General features: G+C 39.7%; 16 protein-coding genes. 8 read left to right on the forward strand and 8 right to left on the reverse strand.

Annotation, left to right across the window (positions count from 1 at the left end; all coding sequences use genetic code 11):
• Window positions 1-163 precede the first annotated feature (163 nt).
• The 7 genes from A9J31_RS07640 to A9J31_RS07670 all read right to left on the reverse strand — a co-directional run bounded on the left by A9J31_RS07640 (window position 164) and on the right by A9J31_RS07670 (window position 10,503).
• A complete protein-coding gene (locus tag A9J31_RS07640; protein ID WP_067763606.1) occupies window positions 164-970 on the reverse strand; it encodes an enoyl-ACP reductase FabI in 807 nt (268 codons plus the stop codon).
• 143 nt (window positions 971-1,113) lie between these two features.
• A complete protein-coding gene (locus A9J31_RS07645; RefSeq protein ID WP_067763609.1) occupies window positions 1,114-1,935 on the reverse strand; it encodes a TatD family hydrolase in 822 nt (273 codons plus the stop codon).
• Between the two features lie 6 nt (window positions 1,936-1,941).
• Entirely contained in the window at window positions 1,942-2,895 is a 954-nt protein-coding gene (locus A9J31_RS07650) for an RsiV family protein (RefSeq protein ID WP_067763613.1), read from the reverse strand.
• Between the two features lie 78 nt (window positions 2,896-2,973).
• Window positions 2,974-3,801, reverse strand: a complete 828-nt coding sequence (locus tag A9J31_RS07655; protein ID WP_067763616.1) for a hypothetical protein — start codon at window positions 3,799-3,801, stop codon at window positions 2,974-2,976.
• A gap of 103 nt (window positions 3,802-3,904) precedes the next feature.
• Window positions 3,905-5,497: a peptide chain release factor 3 gene (locus A9J31_RS07660; protein WP_067763619.1), complete on the reverse strand. Its 1,593-nt coding sequence runs from the start codon at window positions 5,495-5,497 to the stop codon at window positions 3,905-3,907.
• A gap of 285 nt (window positions 5,498-5,782) precedes the next feature.
• Window positions 5,783-7,849 carry a bifunctional diguanylate cyclase/phosphodiesterase gene (locus A9J31_RS07665; RefSeq protein ID WP_067763622.1) on the reverse strand — a complete coding sequence of 689 codons (2,067 nt, stop codon included), beginning with the start codon at window positions 7,847-7,849 and terminating at the stop codon, window positions 5,783-5,785.
• A gap of 446 nt (window positions 7,850-8,295) precedes the next feature.
• Window positions 8,296-10,503 (reverse strand): carboxy terminal-processing peptidase, encoded by a 2,208-nt coding sequence (locus A9J31_RS07670; RefSeq protein WP_067763625.1) that lies wholly within the window; start codon window positions 10,501-10,503, stop codon window positions 8,296-8,298.
• A gap of 201 nt (window positions 10,504-10,704) precedes the next feature.
• Here A9J31_RS07670 and nagZ point away from each other — a divergent pair, with 201 nt between their 5' ends.
• Both nagZ and A9J31_RS07680 read left to right on the forward strand, forming a co-directional pair.
• Window positions 10,705-11,727 carry a beta-N-acetylhexosaminidase gene (nagZ, locus tag A9J31_RS07675; protein WP_067763628.1) on the forward strand — a complete coding sequence of 341 codons (1,023 nt, stop codon included), beginning with the start codon at window positions 10,705-10,707 and terminating at the stop codon, window positions 11,725-11,727.
• A gap of 140 nt (window positions 11,728-11,867) precedes the next feature.
• A complete protein-coding gene (locus A9J31_RS07680) occupies window positions 11,868-12,737 on the forward strand; it encodes a class I SAM-dependent methyltransferase (RefSeq protein ID WP_067763631.1) in 870 nt (289 codons plus the stop codon).
• Between the two features lie 30 nt (window positions 12,738-12,767).
• Here the strand turns inward: A9J31_RS07680 and A9J31_RS07685 are convergent, their stop codons facing one another.
• Window positions 12,768-14,096 (reverse strand): alpha/beta fold hydrolase, encoded by a 1,329-nt coding sequence (locus A9J31_RS07685; RefSeq protein ID WP_067763634.1) that lies wholly within the window; start codon window positions 14,094-14,096, stop codon window positions 12,768-12,770.
• A 304-nt stretch (window positions 14,097-14,400) separates the two neighbouring features.
• On the opposite strand from A9J31_RS07685, the gene A9J31_RS07690 reads away from it, so the two are divergent.
• From A9J31_RS07690 to A9J31_RS07715, 6 genes are all read left to right on the forward strand, one after another.
• The gene (locus A9J31_RS07690; RefSeq protein ID WP_067764134.1) at window positions 14,401-15,666 is read left to right on the forward strand and encodes a glutamate-5-semialdehyde dehydrogenase; all 1,266 of its coding nucleotides are present in this window, start codon (window positions 14,401-14,403) and stop codon (window positions 15,664-15,666) included.
• A 591-nt stretch (window positions 15,667-16,257) separates the two neighbouring features.
• Entirely contained in the window at window positions 16,258-17,472 is a 1,215-nt protein-coding gene (locus tag A9J31_RS07695) for an acetate/propionate family kinase (RefSeq protein WP_067763638.1), read from the forward strand.
• A 60-nt stretch (window positions 17,473-17,532) separates the two neighbouring features.
• Window positions 17,533-19,674, forward strand: a complete 2,142-nt coding sequence (gene pta, locus A9J31_RS07700) for a phosphate acetyltransferase (RefSeq protein WP_067763641.1) — start codon at window positions 17,533-17,535, stop codon at window positions 19,672-19,674.
• Between the two features lie 197 nt (window positions 19,675-19,871).
• Window positions 19,872-20,345 (forward strand): hypothetical protein, encoded by a 474-nt coding sequence (locus A9J31_RS07705; RefSeq protein ID WP_067763644.1) that lies wholly within the window; start codon window positions 19,872-19,874, stop codon window positions 20,343-20,345.
• Window positions 20,346-20,350: 5 nt separating this feature from the next.
• Window positions 20,351-21,217: a hypothetical protein gene (locus A9J31_RS07710; RefSeq protein WP_067763647.1), complete on the forward strand. Its 867-nt coding sequence runs from the start codon at window positions 20,351-20,353 to the stop codon at window positions 21,215-21,217.
• Between the two features lie 13 nt (window positions 21,218-21,230).
• Window positions 21,231-21,608, forward strand: a complete 378-nt coding sequence (locus A9J31_RS07715) for a surface-adhesin E family protein (protein WP_067763650.1) — start codon at window positions 21,231-21,233, stop codon at window positions 21,606-21,608.
• Window positions 21,609-21,678 lie beyond the last annotated feature (70 nt).

Here is a 21,678-nt window from a genome sequence, read left to right on the forward strand (position 1 = left end):
TAGATATAAAAAAGACCGCTTTTGCGGTCTTTTTTATGCTTTATTTATCCCCTCTCCTTCTTAGGAGATGAGAAACACTTTTTCGCAAGGGGTGAGGTTATTGTATGAGATAACTGAAAATCCCCCTAAATCCCCCTTTAAAAAAGGGGGGACTATAAATGCGTTACTCAGCGTCTGCCATTAGATCAGCGCTCATACCAACCGTATTGAAGCCGGCATCAACATACATGATTTCACCAGTAATACCATTTGCCCAAGGAGAGCATAAGAATAAAGCAGCATTACCTACATCTTCAATAGTCACATTACGTTTCAATGGTGCTACTTTCTCATTCAAGTCCAACATTTTACGGAAAGATTTGATCCCTGAAGCAGCTAAAGTACGAATTGGACCTGCAGAAATTGCATTTACACGGATACCTTCAGCGCCTAAGCTAGACGCTAAATAACGTACACCCGCTTCAAGAGAAGCTTTAGCCATGCCCATTACGTTGTAGTTCGGCATCACACGCTCAGAGCCTTGATAAGTCAATGTTAGTAAGCAACCTTGGCGAGCTTGCAATAAAGGCTTCGCTGCACGTGCCATCGCAATAAAGCTATATGCACTGATATCGTGAGCAATATTAAAGCCTTCACGATCTGTTACTTCTGTGAAGTCACCATCTAAAGTGTGAGCAGGTGCAAAACCAATTGAATGTACAACACCGTCTAAACCGTCCCAGTGTTTTGCCAATTCCACAAATGTATTTTCAATTTCAGCATCTACGGCAACATCACATGGAAGAACCAATGTAGAACCAAATTGTTCAGCAAAATCGTCAACGCGTTTTTTTAGTTTTTCATTCGGATAAGTAAATGCCAACTCTGCACCTTCGCGATGAAGTGCTTGAGCAATACCAAATGCAATAGATAATTTACTTGCAATACCCGCGATTAAAAAGCGTTTGCCTGCCAATAGTCCTTGTGCCATGTGAGTCTCACTCAAAATAATTTAACAGCATAATGCCAAGTCTAAAGCATTTTAGAAATTGCATAATGCATCTTTTTTTAGAAAATGCCTTATTCGGCTTCGCTTAGGCAGCAATACACATACTGAATAGGGCGCGCTTTAATTTAATTTGCTAAATGTAAGGCCTGTAAAGAATTTTGCCAAAGTATAGCAGCCAATTTTGATTCAGGCATTTGCAAACTCTGTGCTAAACCTTGTAATACATAAGGTAAATTGACTGGCGTATTACGGGTTCTGTGCTGCGTAGACAGCTGGCAACAGAGCGGCGTCATATCAGGACAATCTGTTTCTAAGACCAAATGTTCAGCACCGATGGCCTGAACCACTTGATGCAGCTTTTTGGCATTTGGATTGGTGATTTGACCTGTAACCCCTATTTTAAAACCCAGTTTAATAAATGCTTTGGCTTCCTCTACCCCACCACTAAAAGCATGGGCAATGCCACCTTGCTTAAATTGATGTTTCTTCAACAAAGCTAAAACCTCAGCATGTGACTTGCGAATATGTAAAAGAACCGGCTTATCAAATTGCTGTGCAAACGTAATTTGCACAGAAAAATACTCCTGCTGCTTTTGAACAATTGCTGGCTGCTTATGCTGCTTTAAAAAAGTATCTAAACCTATTTCCCCAATCGCAACACAATCCTCTGTACGAAGTAAGTGCTCTAAATCACTCAGATGTTCTAAACAATGCTGCTCGATATAAAATGGATGTAAGCCTGGTGCAAAATAACTGTGCGGCGCATCTTGTAACTGATTCAACATATGCTGTTTTTTCAATAAGTCAGCAAAACGCTTTTGCACAAAACCAATCAAAATCAAGCGTTCCACCCCAGCTTGCTTTGCAGCATAAGCCAGTTGCTCCCGATCTGGATCAAACTCGGGAACATCAAAATGCGTATGCGTATCAAACAGTGAATAGCTCATAAATACTTATTTCGAAGTAGCTGCTTCTGACGTCGCAACAGGTTCAGGCACAGGTAAATACTGTTTTTTCAGGACTGTTTTTAACTGGTCATATGGCACAGTTAAACGTGGTAGACCCACCACATAAGGCCCAATTTCATATTCGGCATATTGCAAAATTAAACCTTGCTGACTGAGATAAAAATTCTCAGACAAGCTAAATTTCCATGCTTGTTCATATTCTTCAACACTATTTGCAAGTTTTGAATCTTTAACCCAAGTTTTAAAAACTTCATGCGCGTGTTTTTCAAGTTGAGCTTTTTGCTTAGGTAGTAATATGTCATTCAATTGCACTTGTTTTTGTGTACTCAAATCAAAATTGTAATACTGCTGTGAGGATGCCCCATGTGCACCGCCCAAATATGAACTGGTATTTAATACCACTGTTGCCAAAGGCTTATCAGCATTTAATATTTTAGGTTTGATCATCAAACTAATTTGTTGATTGGCACTTAATTCTTTAAGCTCTTTATCTAAATTTAAAAAAGCCTGCATATAGGGTTGAGTGGCTTTTTCCAATTTTAATTTAGGCGTTTCAACATTGGCTAAAGCAGATTTTGCTTCAGATGCCGCTGACTCACTTACAGCACCTTCTGCTGCGATATCTTTTTCCTCCACAGGTGATACAGACAAAATTTGGCCCAACTGTTTAAGTATTTCCGTATCAATAAATTGATCAATAAATGCCTGATTACTATTCAGCCTTTCCACTGAAATTTCTGGACAGCCATTGCCATCACATTCAGGTAAATTTAGTTGTAATTTCTCAGAATCACCAATAAGTTTCAGACTTAAATCAGCTTGTTCATTCTTTTGGGTTTCTGGTTTTTTTTCAGGTTCAGCTTGTTGTGGCTGACATGCAGTCAAACCAATAGACACCGCAAGAACTGAACTGATCCATATACTTTTCTGTTGCAACATCGCGATAACCTGTATTTTTTCAATTTATTCACTGTAGTACGTCAACTTTGTCAACTAAAGTTAACCATCTAGATATTATTAAAACATATGCTGATAAACATCAGCTTTCAAGACTTGTTGTGTCTGTGCTTTGGTTAAATAGATATCCAGTTGTTTACCATCTTTCACGATTTCATCGGTTCTGTAATGTAAACCCACACCTTCTTGATCAAAGAACCAATCGGCTTGCCCCCAGTATAATTTTTTTGGCGCGGCTTTTTTTACTTCTGCCGTTTGCTCATCTAACCATTTGGCATAAGCATCTTGCACAAATTGATTCATATTTTGCTGCTGCTTGGCATCTACTATATCTAGTGGCGTGATATTTTTCTGATTGCGTCGATCTGCTACAAAAAAGTAATAACGCTCTTTCACCGTAATATTTTCTTGCTTGGTATCTACACCCACTTGTAACAATACATATTGATTCCGTTGATATGGCACACGGGTATATAGCGCCAGTTCATAGGGTTTATTGCTTTTTATTTCTGCTTGCCAAGCATCTGATTTTTTTACATAAGCTGCAACCGCTTGCTGCAAACTCATATTTTGTTTGGAGCCGACTTGATCTTGAATCACTGTGGCCTGATTTTTTTCAATCCATCCATTCAACCAAGTATCGACAGTATCGATGGTCTGTATATTGATATCGATACAACTCTTATTTTCACAAAATGGCAGTGCCACTTTGGCATCTTGTTCCTGAATATTTAAATAAGGCAAAACATCAGGGTTTGTCACCACAGCTTCTGATGCTGCATCGCTTTGCTGATCAGCTAATTTTTTTTCTTTTCCCGAATCACATGCACTTAAAAATAATGCACTCCCCATGAGGGCAATCGCCGCAGCGTCCTTGAAAATATTCATGCTGTCCTAGACATCAACATGTCAAATAAAAGTTAATTAAAAACTCTATCACAAAATAAAACAGCTTCACGAGGAAGCTGTTTTATTTCTGTAAAAGAAAGACTTAGTGTTCACGTGTATTACGGAATACGATGTCTGGATAACGCTCTTGCATTAACTGTAAATTAACACGGCTTGGTGCAAGATAAGTTAAGTGACCACCACCATCTACTGATAATTGGTCATGTGCTTTTTTCTTAAATTCATTGAATTTACGTTCATCATCACATGAAACCCAGCGTACCGTATTAATGCTGACTGGCTCGTAAATACAATCCACTTTGTATTCTTCTTTTAAGCGATACGCCACTACTTCAAACTGAAGTACACCCACAGCACCAACAATTAAATCATTGCTGTTTTGTGGCATAAATACCTGTGTCGCACCTTCTTCTGAAAGCTCTTTTAAACCTTTTTGTAACTGTTTAGATTTCAAAGGATCTTTGAGACGTACACGACGGAACATTTCCGGTGCGAAGTGTGGAATACCTGTGAACTGTAAGTTTTCACCTGAAGTAAAGGTATCACCAATTTGAATTGTACCGTGGTTATGTAAACCAATAATATCGCCCGGCCATGCTTCTTCTAAATGCTGACGGTCGCCTGCTAAGAACGTTAAAGCATCTGAAATACGTACGTCTTTACCAATTCGCACATGTTTCATTTTCAGACCTTTTTCATACTTTCCTGAACAGATACGCATGAATGCAATACGGTCACGGTGTTTTGGATCCATATTGGCCTGAATTTTAAATACAAAGCCAGTAAATCCTTCTTCGGTTGCTTCAACATTACGTACCGCTGTTGGATGGGCTTTTGGTTCAGGTGCATAGTTACTAAATGCATCTAATACATGGTCTACACCAAAGTTACCCAAAGCTGTACCAAACAATACAGGGGTTTGACGACCCGCTAAGAATTCCTCACGGTCTAATGGCTCATTTGCCATTTGCACCAATTCTAATGATTCTTCAAAAGCTGCCCAAGCCAACTCACCAACTTTTTCACGAAGGTCAGCATGGTCATAACCATCACGAATTTCGATGTCTGTAATGGTTGAACCAAAACCTGCTTTATAGACATAGAATTTTTCTTCGATCAGATTAAAAACACCCGCGAAGTCACGGCCTGTGCCTAAAGGCCAAGTTAAAGGTACGCATTTAATCTTAAGTACGTTTTCAATTTCATCGAGTAGTTCAAGTGGCTCGCGAATTTCACGGTCCATTTTGTTAACGAAAGAAATAATCGGTGTGTCACGCATACGACACACTTCCATCAATTTAATCGTACGATCTTCGACACCTTTTGCCCCATCAATTACCATTAACGCAGAGTCCACTGCGGTTAAAGTACGATAGGTATCTTCCGAGAAATCCTCATGTCCCGGGGTATCGAGTAAGTTGATCATTTTGTCTTTAAACGGGAACTGCATCACAGACGTAGTAATCGAGATACCACGTTCTTTTTCCATTTCCATCCAGTCTGATGTTGCTGCACGGTCAGATTTACGGCTTTTCACCATACCAGCAACCTGAATTGCTTGCCCCCACAACAACAGTTTTTCTGTCATTGTTGTCTTACCAGCATCGGGGTGGGAAATAATCGCGAATGTACGTCGCTGAGCGACCTGCGCCGCTAATTCTTCTTTAAAACTCATGAAGGGCACCTACTGCAAACTCGCAGTGCAAAAGATCAGATCTGATCAATACGGGAAATTGGCGATATTGTATCAGATTGACCATTAAAAATAATCAACCACAGTGGGTAGAAGTAAAATGTTAAACTTTTCTTGTTTTATACAATTACATTGGAGCAAACTTCTCTAAAAATGTGCTGATGAATCAATATATCTAAGCGGATCTTTTGTTTTCTACATAAAATATCTAATCTGACAAATTTAAAATTTTATGAGTTTCAAATTGCTGGTGCTTTGCTTTCGTGACTAAGATTTAAGACTCATACTTTCTTCAAGTCGTGCCACTTCCATGGGTAACCCTAACAAATAACCTTGAAGTTGTTGGCAGCCTAAACGCGTTAAAATATCGGCTTGTAATGGTGTTTCAATTCCTTCCGCTGTGACGTTTAATCCTAACTTCACTGCCAATTGAATAATACTTTCTAAAATCATTTCTTCTTTCGAATTTGGTGTTAAATCATGAATAAATTCACGGTCAATTTTTAATTCATCGACAGGTAAATTTTTCAGATATAAGAAACTCGAATGCCCTGTACCAAAATCATCAATGGCAACTTTAATGCCCATTTTACGTAAGCGTTCGAAGGTTGCAATACTGGCATCAATATGATGCATTGCCGTGGATTCTGTAATTTCAATAATTAAATGCGCAGGACTAATTTCATAACGATCAAATAGCATTTCTAAAGTATTAAATAAATGCTTATGCTCAAACTGAACCGCAGATAGATTGACCGCTATCGGGTAAAGCGGCATACCCAACTTTTCCCACAGTTGAATTTGTTTACATGCTTCTTCCAACGCCCAATAACCCATTGGAATAATCAAACCGGTTTTTTCAGCACCATTAATAAACATGTTAGGTGTCAACATACCCAGAGTTGGGTGCTTCCAGCGTATTAACGCTTCAACGCCACAAATTTCACGGTCTTTGGCATTAAATTTGGGTTGATAAAATAAGACAAACTGATGTTCTTCTACGGCTTTATACAGATCGTTGATCAGTTTAGTTTGACTCTTTTCTTCATGCTGATCGACGGTATAACTAAACACCGAGTAAGTATTTCGTCCTTGATACTTTGATGTGAGCATGGCTGCATCTGCATTAATCAGCAAGTCTTGTAGATTTGAGCCATGCTCAGGATACATCGCAATACCAATACTGCCTGAAATATTTATTTCTTTGCCCGCAATCAAGAAACTCTCTTGCATCAGCTCTAAAATTTTTTCAGACATTTCAGCAGCGGTTTCGACTGTAGCTGACTCTAATACCATCAAAAATTCATCGCCACCAATGCGTAATAATTTAGATTTTTCATCTAAAAGTCGATGAATTTTGGTCGCCATCTGAATCAGCAATTGATCTCCAACGTGGTGACCAAAAACATCATTCACCGCTTTAAAACGGTCAATATCTATATATAAAAAGGCGATTTCTTGTTGGTGAACTCGGTGCTCGGTAAATAAAAAGTGAGCATACTCAGCTAAAAACAATCGGTTTGGCAGTCGAGTTAAATTGTCTTGAACAGCTTGATTTGCCAATTCACGATTGGCGCGCATGAGCTGAATATTTCGCTGTTCCAAACGCTGTTCAAGCACTGCAACACTAAAAGCAGCAATAAGCACCAAGCAAGTGACAAACAGTACAGTGAACAATAATAAGTTCTGGTTCAAATGTGCAGCGACAACTGCATCCATCGAATTTAATGGATAGAAATTGACACCTGCCATCGCCATATAATGCATACCTACGATGCTAAATGTCAGCATCAAAGCTACAAATATGTTCATCGCTTGGCGTTTACGGCCTGCATATTTACTTTTAAATATCAGCCAAAAGGCTAAACCCGCCCCACTGACAGCAACCAGCACAGAACAAATCACAATGAGTGGAGAATAACGTTGCTCATAACCTTCGACCATTAACCCGAGCATACCGGTGTAATGCATGCCAGAAATACCCAGGCCCATGAGCACAGAACCAAGGATTAAACGCGGCAATGGAAGCGTTGGACGTGTGGTCAACCACACGGCAAAAGTTGAAGCAATGAACGCAATTAAATAAGAAGTAAAAGTTAAACCGGCATCAAAACTATGATTTGCAGGTAAATGACTCCCCATCATACCTACAAAATGCATGCACCAAATCGCAGCACCTAAAATCGCACCACTAATAATTAATATGATATTTTCATATCTAGGCCGAGTTCCACGAAACAGCATTTGCTCCAATGAAACTGCAAAGTAGCAGCTCAGTAACGCAACTACGATAGAACCGGCGACCAGACTGTAATCATAATGTATATGGGTCATATAGCGTTCCGCTTAGGTTCCCGTTGCTCATTTAACCACTATCGTCAATATTTTTCTCTTTTCTTACAACTTGTTAGCTTTTGAAAATCGGCTATTTCAGTCGTTATTTGCTTAGAATCCAATACTATAGAGTTTCGGTCAAGTGTTTCTTTCAAGTTTTCAGTTAACTGGTAAAATTTAAAAAAAATCTTTGACTTCAATCACTAAATTAAAAAATTATGCTGAAAAAGTACAACCTATCTTAAACACTTAACTTTACAAATTATATGGTCAAAACAATCATATCTTTATTTTCTAGCTATCTGACCCTTTTCAATATCAACCTGGTTTCATGAATAACAAAAAAAAATCGCCAAAAAAAAAAGCAGCAAATCGAAATTCGCTGCTTTTTTCAACCATAAATCTAAAAACTCGGCATTTAGTCACTGAGCACAATTAATTTAGCATTATTTAGTGGTTGGCTTTGCTGCTGTTCCTTGCAGTTTTGCATAGTCCAATAATACATTTGCCGCTTCAGAAACAAATACTTCTTCTTCAGGTAAAGCTGGACGTTGGTTAGCTTTCATTTTCGCACGAGCTTCTACCAAAGCATCCATCGATGCTTGGTAACTTTCCCAATTCGCATATGGTTTCTGACCAACCACTTTGCGGCGTTGATTTTCAGCATCTAAAGATTTTTGCTCTAGAGCTAACAGTTCTGCTTTGCGTTTGTTTAAATCAAGCACGATACGCTTTTGTTCATCGGTTTTCTTCGCAATAGCTGTACGTTGTTCCAAGTACTTAAATTGCGGATCAATGCTGACACGTTGTTGTGATGACTTAATCAAATCAGGTACATAAGCTTGGATCGAGCCTTCACGTTTAAAGGGTGCTGTTGGAATCGTATCCCACTGTAATGCATTTTTGGATTTGCGTTCACCGAATTCTTCGTTGTAGATATCAACCAGTTTAATATCAGGCACAACACCTTTATTTTGGGTACTGCCGCCAGTCACACGGTAAAACTTACGTTGGGTCAAGGTTGCCTGACCATAAGCCAAGGTATCCAATTGAACTTGAGCTGTACCCTTACCTGTCGTCGTGCTACCAATCACTACACCACGTTCATAGTCTTGGATTGCAGCAGAGTAAATTTCACTTGCTGAAGCAGAAGCCAAATTAATCAATACAGCTAACGGGCCTGCATAGCTTTGTGCACCACCATCGTCATCTTCAAATACGCTCACGTTACCATTACCATCACGAATTTGAACAACAGGACCCGATTTGATCACTTGACCCAACATACGCGCAACTTCTTCAAGAGAGCCACCCGGGTTGTTACGTAAATCAATGATGATCCCTTCGACATTTTGAGCATCTAAGGCTTTCAATGCTTTATTGGTATCTTCTGAAACAGAGCGATATTCAGTACCTGCACGACGTGCACGATAGTTTAAGTAGAATGATGGAATTTCAATCACACCAAACTTATGCTTTTTGCCCTCACGTTCGATTTCAACCGTGCGTGATCGCACACCAGCATCTTCTTCTTGAATCACATCACGAACAATCGTTACGTTACGCGCTTGGTTCATCGCAGCACCCGCGCCTAATAGGCGTAAAGTCACTTTGGTGCCACGTTTACCACGAATCAGCCCTACAATTTCATTGCTCGGCCAACCAATGACATCCACCATTTTGTCGCCATCTTGTGCCACAGCAATAATGCGATCACCTGATTTGACTTGGCCAGACTTACTGGCTGGGCCACCTTCTACGATGGTTTCAATTTTGGTGTAATCTTCATTTCCGCGTTCTGGACGAATCGATACCCCAATGCCTTCCAGCTGTAGTGTGGTTTGACGGTTCAACTCCATCGCATCTACAGGTGGGAAATAGTTACTATGCGGATCATAGGTTAACATCATCGCATTAAGGGTTTTATCAAGCACATCATCACTTTTCAAACGGCTAATACGTTCAAGTTGACGCGTATAACGTTTAGTCAAAGTCTGCGCTGGAGTTAGATCTTCAGGGCCAGTTAAATCCTGGCCATTGGCTAACTCAGGATTATCTTTTAACGCTTTCTGTTTGGCTTTTTCTTCTTCTTTACTGATGGTTAAGTTGATTAACTGTGAAACCAACATTTTATTCCAATGCGCGCGTTGTTCATCAGTCGTTTTAAAGAAGGCCGCTTTTTCACGATCAGTTTCAATATAAGTATTCGGTTGATTTAAATTTTGCGGCTTTTTCAGTTCTTCCAACATATAGGTATAGAACTGTTTTAAACGATCACGATATTGAGCGTGAATCTCATATGGGCCTGCTAAATTACCAGCTTTTAAGTTTGCACCAAAAGTCGAACCAAAGCGCTTTTTATAGCTTTCAATGTCTGGTGCCAAAAACAATGTATGTTCCGGATCAATACTATCGATATAAAAATCTAAAATACGATTAGAGGTATTGGCGTCTAAACGTTGATTTAAATAGTGTTGACGGTCTACCAAAGTCGCGAGTTGACGCGAGACTAATGCCTGCTCTTGAGTGGGTTGAATGCTGGTAGCTGCAACTGCTTCAGTATTATTGGCAGCAATTGCATCATTTACTACATGGGTAAAAAAGAATCCACCTGTCGCAATCGCAACGGCACAAGCTATTGTTTGAAGTTTCATAAATAATTCGTACTTCCTTGGTATTTAGACCAATATCACCGTGTTGGTTTTCGACTTGAATTGAATATATTCAAAATCTTAAACAACTTAATATGTTTATGTCGTGTAGTTTTATCATAATCTCTGCTGACAAAGTGTAGCAAATCATTGCAGAATTCAGGTATTGTTTTTCCTTAAAAATTCCAACACGGACCCCCGAATATGATTGGCGCATTAATGCTCGACATTGCTGGCACAGAACTCACTCAAGAAGATATTGAACTATTAAAGGCTCCGCAAGTCGGCGGCATGATTTTATTTGGCCGCAACATTGAATCTCCTGAACAAGTTCGTGCTTTAACCGATCATATGCGTCAGATTCGTCCTGATATATTAATCGCTGTCGATCAGGAAGGTGGTCGTGTACAACGCCTGAAACAAGGCTTCACCCTCCTCCCTGCGATGGGTAAGTTTGGCGAACTATACTTAAGTGAACCTGAAAAAGCCTTAGAACTTGCCGATCAATGTGGCTGGTTAATGGCGACGGAAGTGCTTGCGGTGGGTATTGATTTTAGTTTCGCACCGGTATTGGATCTTAATGATGTTAGCGATGTCATTGGTGATCGTGGCTTTGCAAAAAATATGCAAGACATTATTCCATTAGCAAGTGCCTTCTTAAAAGGCATGAAACGTGCGGGTATGGCCTCGACCGGAAAGCATTTCCCAGGCCACGGTTCGGTGAAAGCGGATTCTCATGTCGCAGCTGCAATTGACCATCGCAGCTATGATGAAATCTACCAAAAAGACATGCAAAGTTTTATTCAACTGCAACCACAACTTGATGCCTTAATGCCCGCGCATGTGATTTATGAACAAGTCGATCCAAATCCTGCTGGTTTCTCACCGTATTGGATTCAAAAAGTGTTACGTGAGCAATTACAATTTGATGGCGTGTTATTTTCTGACGATTTAAGTATGCAAGCCGCATGCGTGGCTGGTGACGCTGACGCTCGTATTCAAGCCGCTTTAAATGCAGGTTGTGACATGGGCTTAGTATGCAATAGCCGTGAATCTGCATGTGTTGCACTCGATGGCATTCAAAATCTAGCCTTGCCAAACCAAGAGCGTTTGGAACGCATGCGCGGTAAAATCCCTCAAATTGCGATGGGGCAAGCTATAGAACTTGGCACTGATTGGCAGACTGTTCGAAACCGCATTGTCGATTTTAAAAATCAATATTGCTAAGGTTTAAGCTGAATTGATCGATCACAAAAGGAACACGACAAGGTGTTCCTTTTTTTATATGATAAAAACAAACAAATACAGCTTGCCGCTATCAATTCGGTTAAGCCTAAACAATTAAAACAACATTAGGTCAGGATGACATGACAGACAGTTTATCGGAACATCGCCATATTTCATTTACCGCCCATTACACTGGATATATTTGGTATAGCATGGGCATTTCACATCCAGTCTTTGCCACCAGCAAAGGTAAATTTTTAGCACGCATGGTACACCCACTCGAAAGTTGGGCAGAAAAAAATGTTGGCGGCAGCATGCGTTCCACCTTAAAACAGCGTCATGCCATGATTGATCAACATCTTGATCAACTCATTGCAAAATTTCCAAATTTACAAGTACTTGAAATAGCCTGTGGACTATCGCCACGAGGCTGGAATTTCCGTAGTAAACATCCACAAATTGATTATCGTGAACTTGATTTGCCTGATATGGCAAAAATTAAGACCCAAGCCTTACAGAAAATTGATCAACAATCGCCTGAAGTTTTAACAGCAGATATTTTTAGTCAAGACTTTGAACGCGCCTTTAATGTTTTTGATCCCGAGCGTCCATTGGTAGTCATAAGTGAAGGTCTCATTAATTATTTTGATCAAAACTTATTAAACCAATTACTTGAAGGAATTTGCAAATATGGTGCTTCATTTCAAGAACTACATTACCTAACAGACATCTATCCTGAACCGGTTAAAAATCGTCTTGCACGCTTTATTTGGGGCAGCAGCAAACTGCTTAAAGTCATGTCACGTAGTGCATTTACCTTCCACTTTCAAAACCCAGAAGAATTGCAGCAGTTTTTTAGCAAGGCTGGATTTAGCGCAGTCGATGTCATTCAACCTACCTTCTATTTTTCACAAGAAACCGCCGAACAAGTGATCCCCTTTCAGAATGCAGATGAGCATTTGGGGGATTTGGTTTGGATGGTGCATACAAGCATAAAAAAACAGCGTTAATACGCTGTTTTTTTTCAAATATTCAAAGTTTTATCCTACTGCTTCTAACAACATCATCTCTTCTTTTTGACGTGCGACAAAACGCAATAAACGTTCTGCAATATCAAAACTGCCATGCTTAAACAGCGCGCGAATTTGTTGATTTTCAATTTCAAAGATGAGGCATTCAATTTTAAATTCGCCTTCATCATCCTCTAAATGCAAGGCTAAATCACGCGGGTACTGTGCTGCTACGTCAGCCATCCCCTCAGAAATATCGAGCAGTACACCAAAGTAATTCAAATCTACAATACCGACCTCCATACACAATTCTGAGTGTCGATACGATAGATGCGTAAATGGTTGATGAACCTGTATACGCTCCTCACCACGGCGCTCAATTTTTTGCATTTGCTCACGGCTCATTGGAATGATGCCATCTAAGTGCTGAATGGACTCACCTCTGAGATAAGTCGCAAATAAGTTCATGGTTTCTTTACGACGTTGTAATTGAGGTAAATGATCAGCATTGGCAATCATGGCAAATTGCATATTTGGGCATTGCAACGCAAACCCGGCATTTTCATGTGGCAAAGTAAAGCTGTCATACTGCCCACAGGACACTAAAACATCACATTGTGGAATGGGCACATCTTGCAAACGGAGTAAGCGATTACAGTTAATGTCGTAACGCTCTTGTTCAGTATTGGTAAATTCAGCCATTTGCCTAAAGAATAAACGCTTTGCTGTCGGTGACATACGCGTTACATCCAATTTGGCATGATTTACCAAGTACAAAATCACCGCTTGGCCAAACTCATCCATGCGCTGCTCTTTCATCAAATGCAGCGACTCTTCGAGTAACATACGCCAGCTTTTACGGGTTTTCTGCATCACACCCATTAAAATCATGCGATCGATCAGTTCAGGACGTTGATCCGCCAAACCCGCTGCCACGACAGAACCGAGCGACATTCCCATCACAGAGACTTTTTCTAGGCCAACAATATCCATCCACACACCGAGCATTTTGGCTAAATCACCGAGTTCCAATGTACCAGCTGAAATACCACTATCGACATTGGTAATCTGCTGATTTGAACCCATCGATGGCATATCAATTAGAATGATCGGCCCAGCTGCAAAGAGTTGTTCAACACAATATTTGTAGGAATTAAAGTTTTGAAATGCACCACCAATAATCACAATCGGCGTACGGTGAATGGTTTCAGGCTGTGCGATTGCCATATATTCAACTTTCCAGCCATCAATCCATGTTGTTCTGGCTGGCTGCTTAAAGCTTTGTTTGTCATAAAGATCAAAAAAACTGTAATGCGTACTTTCCTGTACTTCTGGATCCATTTGGATAATGGAATTCATATTCCTTTCCTCCATTCCTGCCTTATTTTTATTGTCAGGAATTCATTCAGAGAACTCTGCTCGACTCAGCATCCTGCTCTTTAATCATTATTTGTACGACTTCAATGTCGCTATTGTTTCATTCTATACAGAGGTTCATTTTACAAGCAACCAATATCCATGCCGCTTATCTACTTTTAACTATAAAATAATTTCAAAATGTTAATTCGCGCAGTGATCAATTACTTAAACTCAGTATTGGTGCTTCATTGTTCAGGCGCAGGCTGTTAATATCAAGATGAAATTTCTAAGTGATCAAACCGCTATGCAAGAGTCGATTGAACAATATATGCAAACGGTAGGACTACAAGCACGCAAAGCATCTCGTGTGCTTGCTGGCGCTTCTACCCAGACCAAAAACAATGCCTTATCAGCAATCTACACTGCGTTACAGAACAGTGAGACTGCGATTTTGGCCGCTAACCAAGTGGATATGACAAAAGCGCATAACAACAACTTGGATAGTGCTCTACTTGATCGCTTAGAACTTACCCCCACACGCTTTAAAGGCATGTTACAAGGCCTAAAAGATGTCATTGGTCTCACTGACCCGATTGGTGAAATTACAGATATGGCATTCCGCCCTTCTGGCATTCAACTGGGCAAAATGCGTGTTCCTTTAGGTGTCGTGGGCATGATTTACGAATCACGTCCAAACGTAACGCTTGAAGCTGCATCGTTGGCATTAAAATCAGGCAATGCGATTATTTTGCGTGGCGGTTCTGAAGCCTTGGAATCGAATCAAGCAATTGCTGAAGCGATTCAACATGGTTTAAAAGCTGCTGGTGTACCAGAACATGCTGTACAAGTGATTAATACGGCTGATCGTGCAGCTGTCGGTCAGTTAATTACCATGTCTGAATATGTCGATGTGATCGTTCCGCGTGGTGGTAAAGGCCTGATTGAACGTATTACCAATGATGCACGCGTTCCTGTGATTAAACATTTAGATGGTAATTGCCATGTTTTTGTTGAAGCACAAGCAGATCTACAAAAAGCATTACCGATTGCACTAAATGCGAAAACCCATCGTTATGGCGTATGTAATGCCATGGAAACCTTATTGGTTGACGACAATGTCGCGGAAGAGTTCTTACCGCGCATCGCAGAACTCTATGCAGAGAAAAAAGTGGAATTACGTGGCTGTGCAGTAACGCAACGCATTTTGGGTTCATCTGTGATTGCTGCAACTGAAGAAGATTGGTACACCGAGTATTTAGGTCCAATTTTGGCTGTGAAAGTCGTGTCTGGTCTAGATGAAGCCATTGAACATATCAACAAATATGGTTCACATCATACTGACTCCATTATTACCGAAAACTTCAGCCTTGCACGTCAGTTCTTAGCACGCGTAGATTCAAGCTCAGTGATGATTAATGCATCGACTCGTTTTGCTGATGGTTTTGAATATGGTCTAGGTGCGGAAATTGGAATTTCAACCGATAAAATTCATGCCCGCGGCCCAGTTGGACTTGAAGGCTTGACCTCTCAAAAATGGGTGGTTTTCGGTGATGGTCAAATTCGTCAATAAAACTTGGCTAGCTTGAACTATTCATACGTTCAAATAAAACTTCAAATTAAAGCTGTGCTATGACTTAAATAGCACAGCTTTTTTTTTTGGGGGGGGGATGGATCCATTCATTTAAGCCGTTCAAACAATATAGAACGGCTATTAAAAATAACTAGACTCTGCGTTCACAAGTCATAGCGATAAAAATTCAATAGGACTCAAATAAAAAATTAAACGATTCAGTAACCGTTAAAAGCTCGGTGAGTAGAAAGCCCTTACCGATTTATCTACAATTAAGTGAAAAATTAGAAATTTAGCTACAAATTAGCCAATACAAGATAGATTGGACATGTTATGTTCAAAAGAATGGAAATAAAGGATATGCGTTTTAAGTACTATTTTATTAATAAATGAAAACTATGAACTGATAAATTTTAATTATTATTGGTTTCATGGTCGATAGTGCTTAAGTCTAATCTCCTAAAGTCTATCTAGGACGATAAAAAAACCCATGTTAAAACATCATCACAGATCTAAATTGCACCAATATAAAACACTGCATTCAGATCAAAATTATGGATAAGTATTTCAATTAGAATCGGGTATTTAATCGTGTCTACATCAGTATTAGTAATTAACTGCGGATCTTCTTCTATCAAATATGCGTTAGTTTCTGAGCGCCGTGAAGATCGTATTTTTGGTCTTGCCGAAAATCTGGGCTCTGCTGATGCACGTATTAAAGGAGTCACTACCGGTGGTGAAGCACTTGAGCTTTCAATTCCACATGCTGACCATGAAAAAGCCCTTGAAACTATTCTTGAGCGTTTATCTCACCATAACCCTCAAGCAATTGGTCACCGTGTTGTACACGGCGGTACTTTGACTAAAGCCGAATTATTAACACCTGAAATTATTGAACGTATTCGTGAAGCAACCCCTCTTGCACCGCTTCACAACCCAGCACACTTGGTAGGTATCGACGCAACAATGCGTTTGTTCCCAGAACTTCCACAAGTGGCTGTATTTGATACGGCATTCCACCAAACTATGCCGTCTCACGCATACCGTTACGCATTACCAAAATTCTTATATACACACCACAACGTTCGCCGTTACGGTTTCCATGGTACAAGCCATGCTTATGTATCTGAACGTGGCTCAATGTTGGCAGGCAGCTTCAAACAAGGTGGCTGGCTAACAGCACATCTTGGTAATGGTAGTTCGACTTGTGCTATTTGGAATGGTCAATCTGTAGATACATCAATGGGTTTAACTCCACTTGAAGGTGTCGTGATGGGTACACGTAGTGGTGATGTTGACCCAAGTATCCATAGTTTCCTTGCTTCAAACTTAGGTTGGGATATCTACAAAATCGACAAAATGCTCAACAGCCAATCAGGCCTACTTGGTTTATCTGACTTGTCTAATGACATGCGTACGTTGATTGAAGCCTCAGAACAAGGCAATGAAGATGCAGCGCTTGCTATTGAAGTTTTCTGCTACCGTTTAGCAAAATCTTTAGCAGGTTTAAGCTGTGGTCTACCACGTATTGATGGTCTATTCTTCACTGGTGGTATCGGCGAAAACTCAGCTTACATTCGTGAAAAAACGGTTTCTTACTTACCGCATTTTGGCTTTAATTTAAGTAAAGACCTTAACAATAACTTAAAGCGTGGTACTGAAGGTCGTATTGACCACGGTACAGGTCCACAAATTTGGGTTGTACCGACTGATGAAGAAGGTCGTATCGCAAAAGAAACTGAACACGTTGTAGACGAGGTAAAAGCCGCTGCAAAAAAGTCTGATGCTTACGCTGCGATTGCATAAGCAATCGCATCAGCCCTAATGCCTTAAATATTTCATTTTTAGATTTGATTTAGACACTGTATGAAAACAATTTTGCTCGTGCCAACTGGGGAAGGTGTAGGTTTAACATCTGCATGCTTAGGCTTAATTTATGCATTGGAATGCCAAGGTGTCAAAGCTGGCTTTCTCAAACCATTTTCACAAGAAAGCGATGCAGGCTCACTCGATCGTACCACTGCCCTGTATCGTCATCTTTTTAACAGTGAAACTGTTGAACCAATACGCCATGCGACTGTTGTTCAACAACTCAATTTAGGTGAAAGTGATGAATTGCTTGAAGAAGCTGTTCGCTTACACCGTGAAATTGCCAAAAAGCACGACCTGATCATTGTTGAAGGTTTATTACCAAGCAGCCGTGATACTTTCGCTTCAGAGTTAAATGCAACACTCGCTAAAGCCCTTGATGCCAAAGTGATTATTGTTGGGACAGCAGACATTAATAATCCTGCAAAAACAGCCGATAAAATTGATAACTTAGTCCGTCAATTTGGTGGTGCTGCATCTGAACGTACCGCTGGTGTATTGTTTATGCGTACTCGTGGCCTACCAGAAGACTCTGCACAGATTCCTGTTACCATTGATCCAAGTTTACGTTTAATCAGTGATACAGAAAAATTTGTTGCGTCAATTCAAAGCACACATCCACAAATTGGTAGCATACAATTACCTGTAATTGGTTTAGTTCCGTTCAGCAATACACTGAGCGTGCCACGCATGTCAGATTTGGCTGTACACATTCAAGCAGATTGGATTAATCAAGGCGATGCGGCTCACCGTCGTGTATTGCATAGCAGTCTGATTGCATCAAATATTGAACATGAATTACATAAATTCGTCGCAGGTGAGCTCATCATCAGTGCATCTGATCGTATTGATGTATTGTTGGCGTCTAGCTTAGCAAGCAGCAACGGTATTCCTTTGGCTGGTTTAGTGTTAACTGAACATCATCAACCAAATCCACAAGTTTTGGACTTCTGCCAAACAGCAATCAAACAAGGGCTGCCAATTTTACACACGCCTTTAAGTACCTTTGAAACGGCGCAGCAGCTTTCAAACTTAGGCAATGAAATTCCAGTGGATGATGTTGAACGTGGCGAGCAAGTAACACGTTTTGTTTCAAGCCACATCAATGCAGATTGGATTACTGAAATACTCAATGGTTCTTATCAACCTCGTCTTTCTCCATCTGCATTCCGCCATGAATTGGTACAAAAATCGATTGCAGCGAAAAAGCGCATTGTACTGCCTGAAGGTGATGAGCCACGTACCATTCAAGCGGCTGCAATTTGCCAATCACGTGGTATTGCGCATTGTATTCTTTTGGCAAAACCAGAAGTTGTCGTTGAAGTTGCTAAAGCACGTAACATTGAATTGCCACATGATTTAGAAATTATTGATCCAGATCTAATTCGCGACAACTATGTTGAGAAAATGGTTGAGCTGCGTAAAGGCAAGTTAAACGAACTTCAAGCGAAGGATCAACTACAAGATACCGTCGTACTCGGCACCATGATGTTAGCGCTGGATCAAGTGGATGGTTTGGTGTCAGGTGCTGTTCATACCACAGCCAATACGGTTCGCCCTGCTTTCCAGCTGATTAAAACTGCACCAGATTATTCGTTGGTATCTTCAGTATTCTTCATGTTGTTACCTGATGAAGTATATGTCTATGGAGACTGTGCAATTAACCCAGATCCAGATGCAGAACAACTCGCGGAGATTGCGATTCAGTCTGCAGATTCAGCAAAAGCTTTTGGTATTGATCCACGCATCGCCATGATTTCCTACTCCACAGGAACATCAGGTGCAGGTGCCGAAGTGGAAAAAGTCGCTGAAGCAACACGTATTGCCAAAGAACGTCGTCCTGACTTATTAATTGATGGCCCACTTCAATACGATGCTGCATCGGTAGAAAGTGTCGGTCGTTCAAAAGCCCCTGATTCAGAGGTTGCAGGACGCGCCAATGTGTTTATTTTCCCTGATTTGAACACTGGTAATACGACCTATAAAGCCGTACAACGTGCAGCGAATGTCGTAAGTGTTGGTCCGATGCTGCAAGGTTTGAATAAACCTGTGAATGACTTATCTCGTGGTGCATTGGTTGATGATATTGTCTTTACTATTGCATTGACCGCAATTCAGGCAGAACAACAGTCGAGCTAATCAAATATCTGCCTGATATTCAAATCAGACCATTCAATGATGTAAAAATTGAATGGTCTATTTGTATCTGAACTATGTTTACTGTATCTTTTAGATTCGTTATTTTATGTATACGACTCATTGATATATAAAGTAATTTTTAACTAAAACTTTAAAAATAAAATAATTTCTAACTTATTTTTTAGAGGGAATAAAACATGATTCGTCAACTCATGCTACTTGGCTGTTTCACCTTGACTAGCACCTTTACTCAAGCTGGCTGGCTCACCAAAGCCATTGACAAATGGAACTCGTCAAGCGACCTAAATGAAAATATTTTCGTTCAATATCCAACAGTTCAAGAGTATTTTCACGATAAATTTAAAAGTCCACGTCAAATTGCATTGAATAATGTTTCATACAAGGCTGGTGTGGTGATGTATGAACGCGCTCAACAATATTGTGAAAAAGACTTAGGACAACTGGTTCAAATTGAACAACATCCTAAATCTTTATATCCATATCGTGGGGCAGAAATTTTAGATACACCAAACTTACAAAAATATTATGGTTTATTTGAATGTCAAAATATTGCCAACCCTTGGAAAGTCTATTTTGATCATCAAAATCAACGCATTATTCAAAGCCTAACGCCAATCTTGTCTGTCGATGTCAGTTATGTATTTGAGTAATTATCATGAATAAGAAAATTTTAATCTTCACATCAAGTCTGTTGTTACTCACAGGCTGCCAAGTGACAGGCGAACAAAATAATCTTTATCAAAAAGTTTTAAGCTATTCAGGTCAATCTACCAAAAGCGAACCCTTAAATGGCGCACAAAATCGTTTTAGTATTATTGTGCCAAAAAGTAGTGTCAATGAAACCACACGTTTTAAGGGATTGGTGTCAAACCAAAACTACTTCTCTAGTTTAGCGCGTAGTCAATATTTTGATCATATTTGGAAACGTTATTATTCAACTTTAAGATCACTCTCTGATACCACGACAAAGCTTCGTATTTGTAACAGTACTTTTGCTGAAGATCGAAGACAGCCTTCTTCTGTCTCTAACTCATGCAGTGAAGTCACTTTAAAAACCCATGTCAAAGACATTGGTTCAGCCTATCAGATTAATTTTGAGGGTATTAACGTCGACCAGCATCAGCAAAGTTTTGCACTCTCAAAAATTGAGGTTCCCAATGTCTATAGCTCCGTTGGCGTGCTAGATCAAAACCTTTTGAAATCCACCTTCGGATATTATGATCGTATTGAATTTAAGTCGAAACTCAAAACTGAACAATTAGCACAAAAACTTGGGCATCAATTTGGTTCAGTCCAAATCTATAAAGATAATGGTGAAATATATCTTCAAGTCAATTTTGACCATGAATATAGAGTCGATCAAGCTGTCTCACCGATTAACTGCAAAACCAACCCTACAAAGCCAAATGTTGCACCGATAATCAGATGTGATTATGCAATTTTTTCTGCCAAAGGGATTTCAGACTACCGTCAAAATAAAATACAAACAGAAAATTTTATCAAAAAAGTCTTTTTAAATTAGGATGAAAATAAAAATGAAAAAACTACTTCTTATACTAATGAGTATCATCGCGATCCAAAGTGTATATGCTGAAAACTTTAAAACCATGCTGAGAAATAATGGAATTACTTTCCAGATTGATTTAGATAGCATTAAGAAACAAGGGCAATATCACCATGTCGTTGTGGCGCAAAAATTTAATAACACCAAAACAGAAGGCGCTCTCAAATATAATGAATTACGCTCAGATTTCATTTTGGACTGCGCTTCAAACCGTGAATACATTTCACGCTTAAGCCGTTACCAAAATGGCACCATGGTCTGGGAAATGGCCAATCCAGAAAGCTTTAAATTGGAGAAAAATGACTCAGGAATGATTGAATATATTTGTGAAAATGAAATTAAATCTTAAAAATTAATTTTTTGTGATTTTAAATATTCGATTATTTTTATGATCAATACTAAAGACATAAAAAAGAAGA

The sequence above is a fragment of the Acinetobacter gandensis genome, assembly GCF_001678755.1.
In the GTDB taxonomy this organism is placed as follows: Bacteria; Pseudomonadota; Gammaproteobacteria; order Pseudomonadales; family Moraxellaceae; genus Acinetobacter; species Acinetobacter gandensis.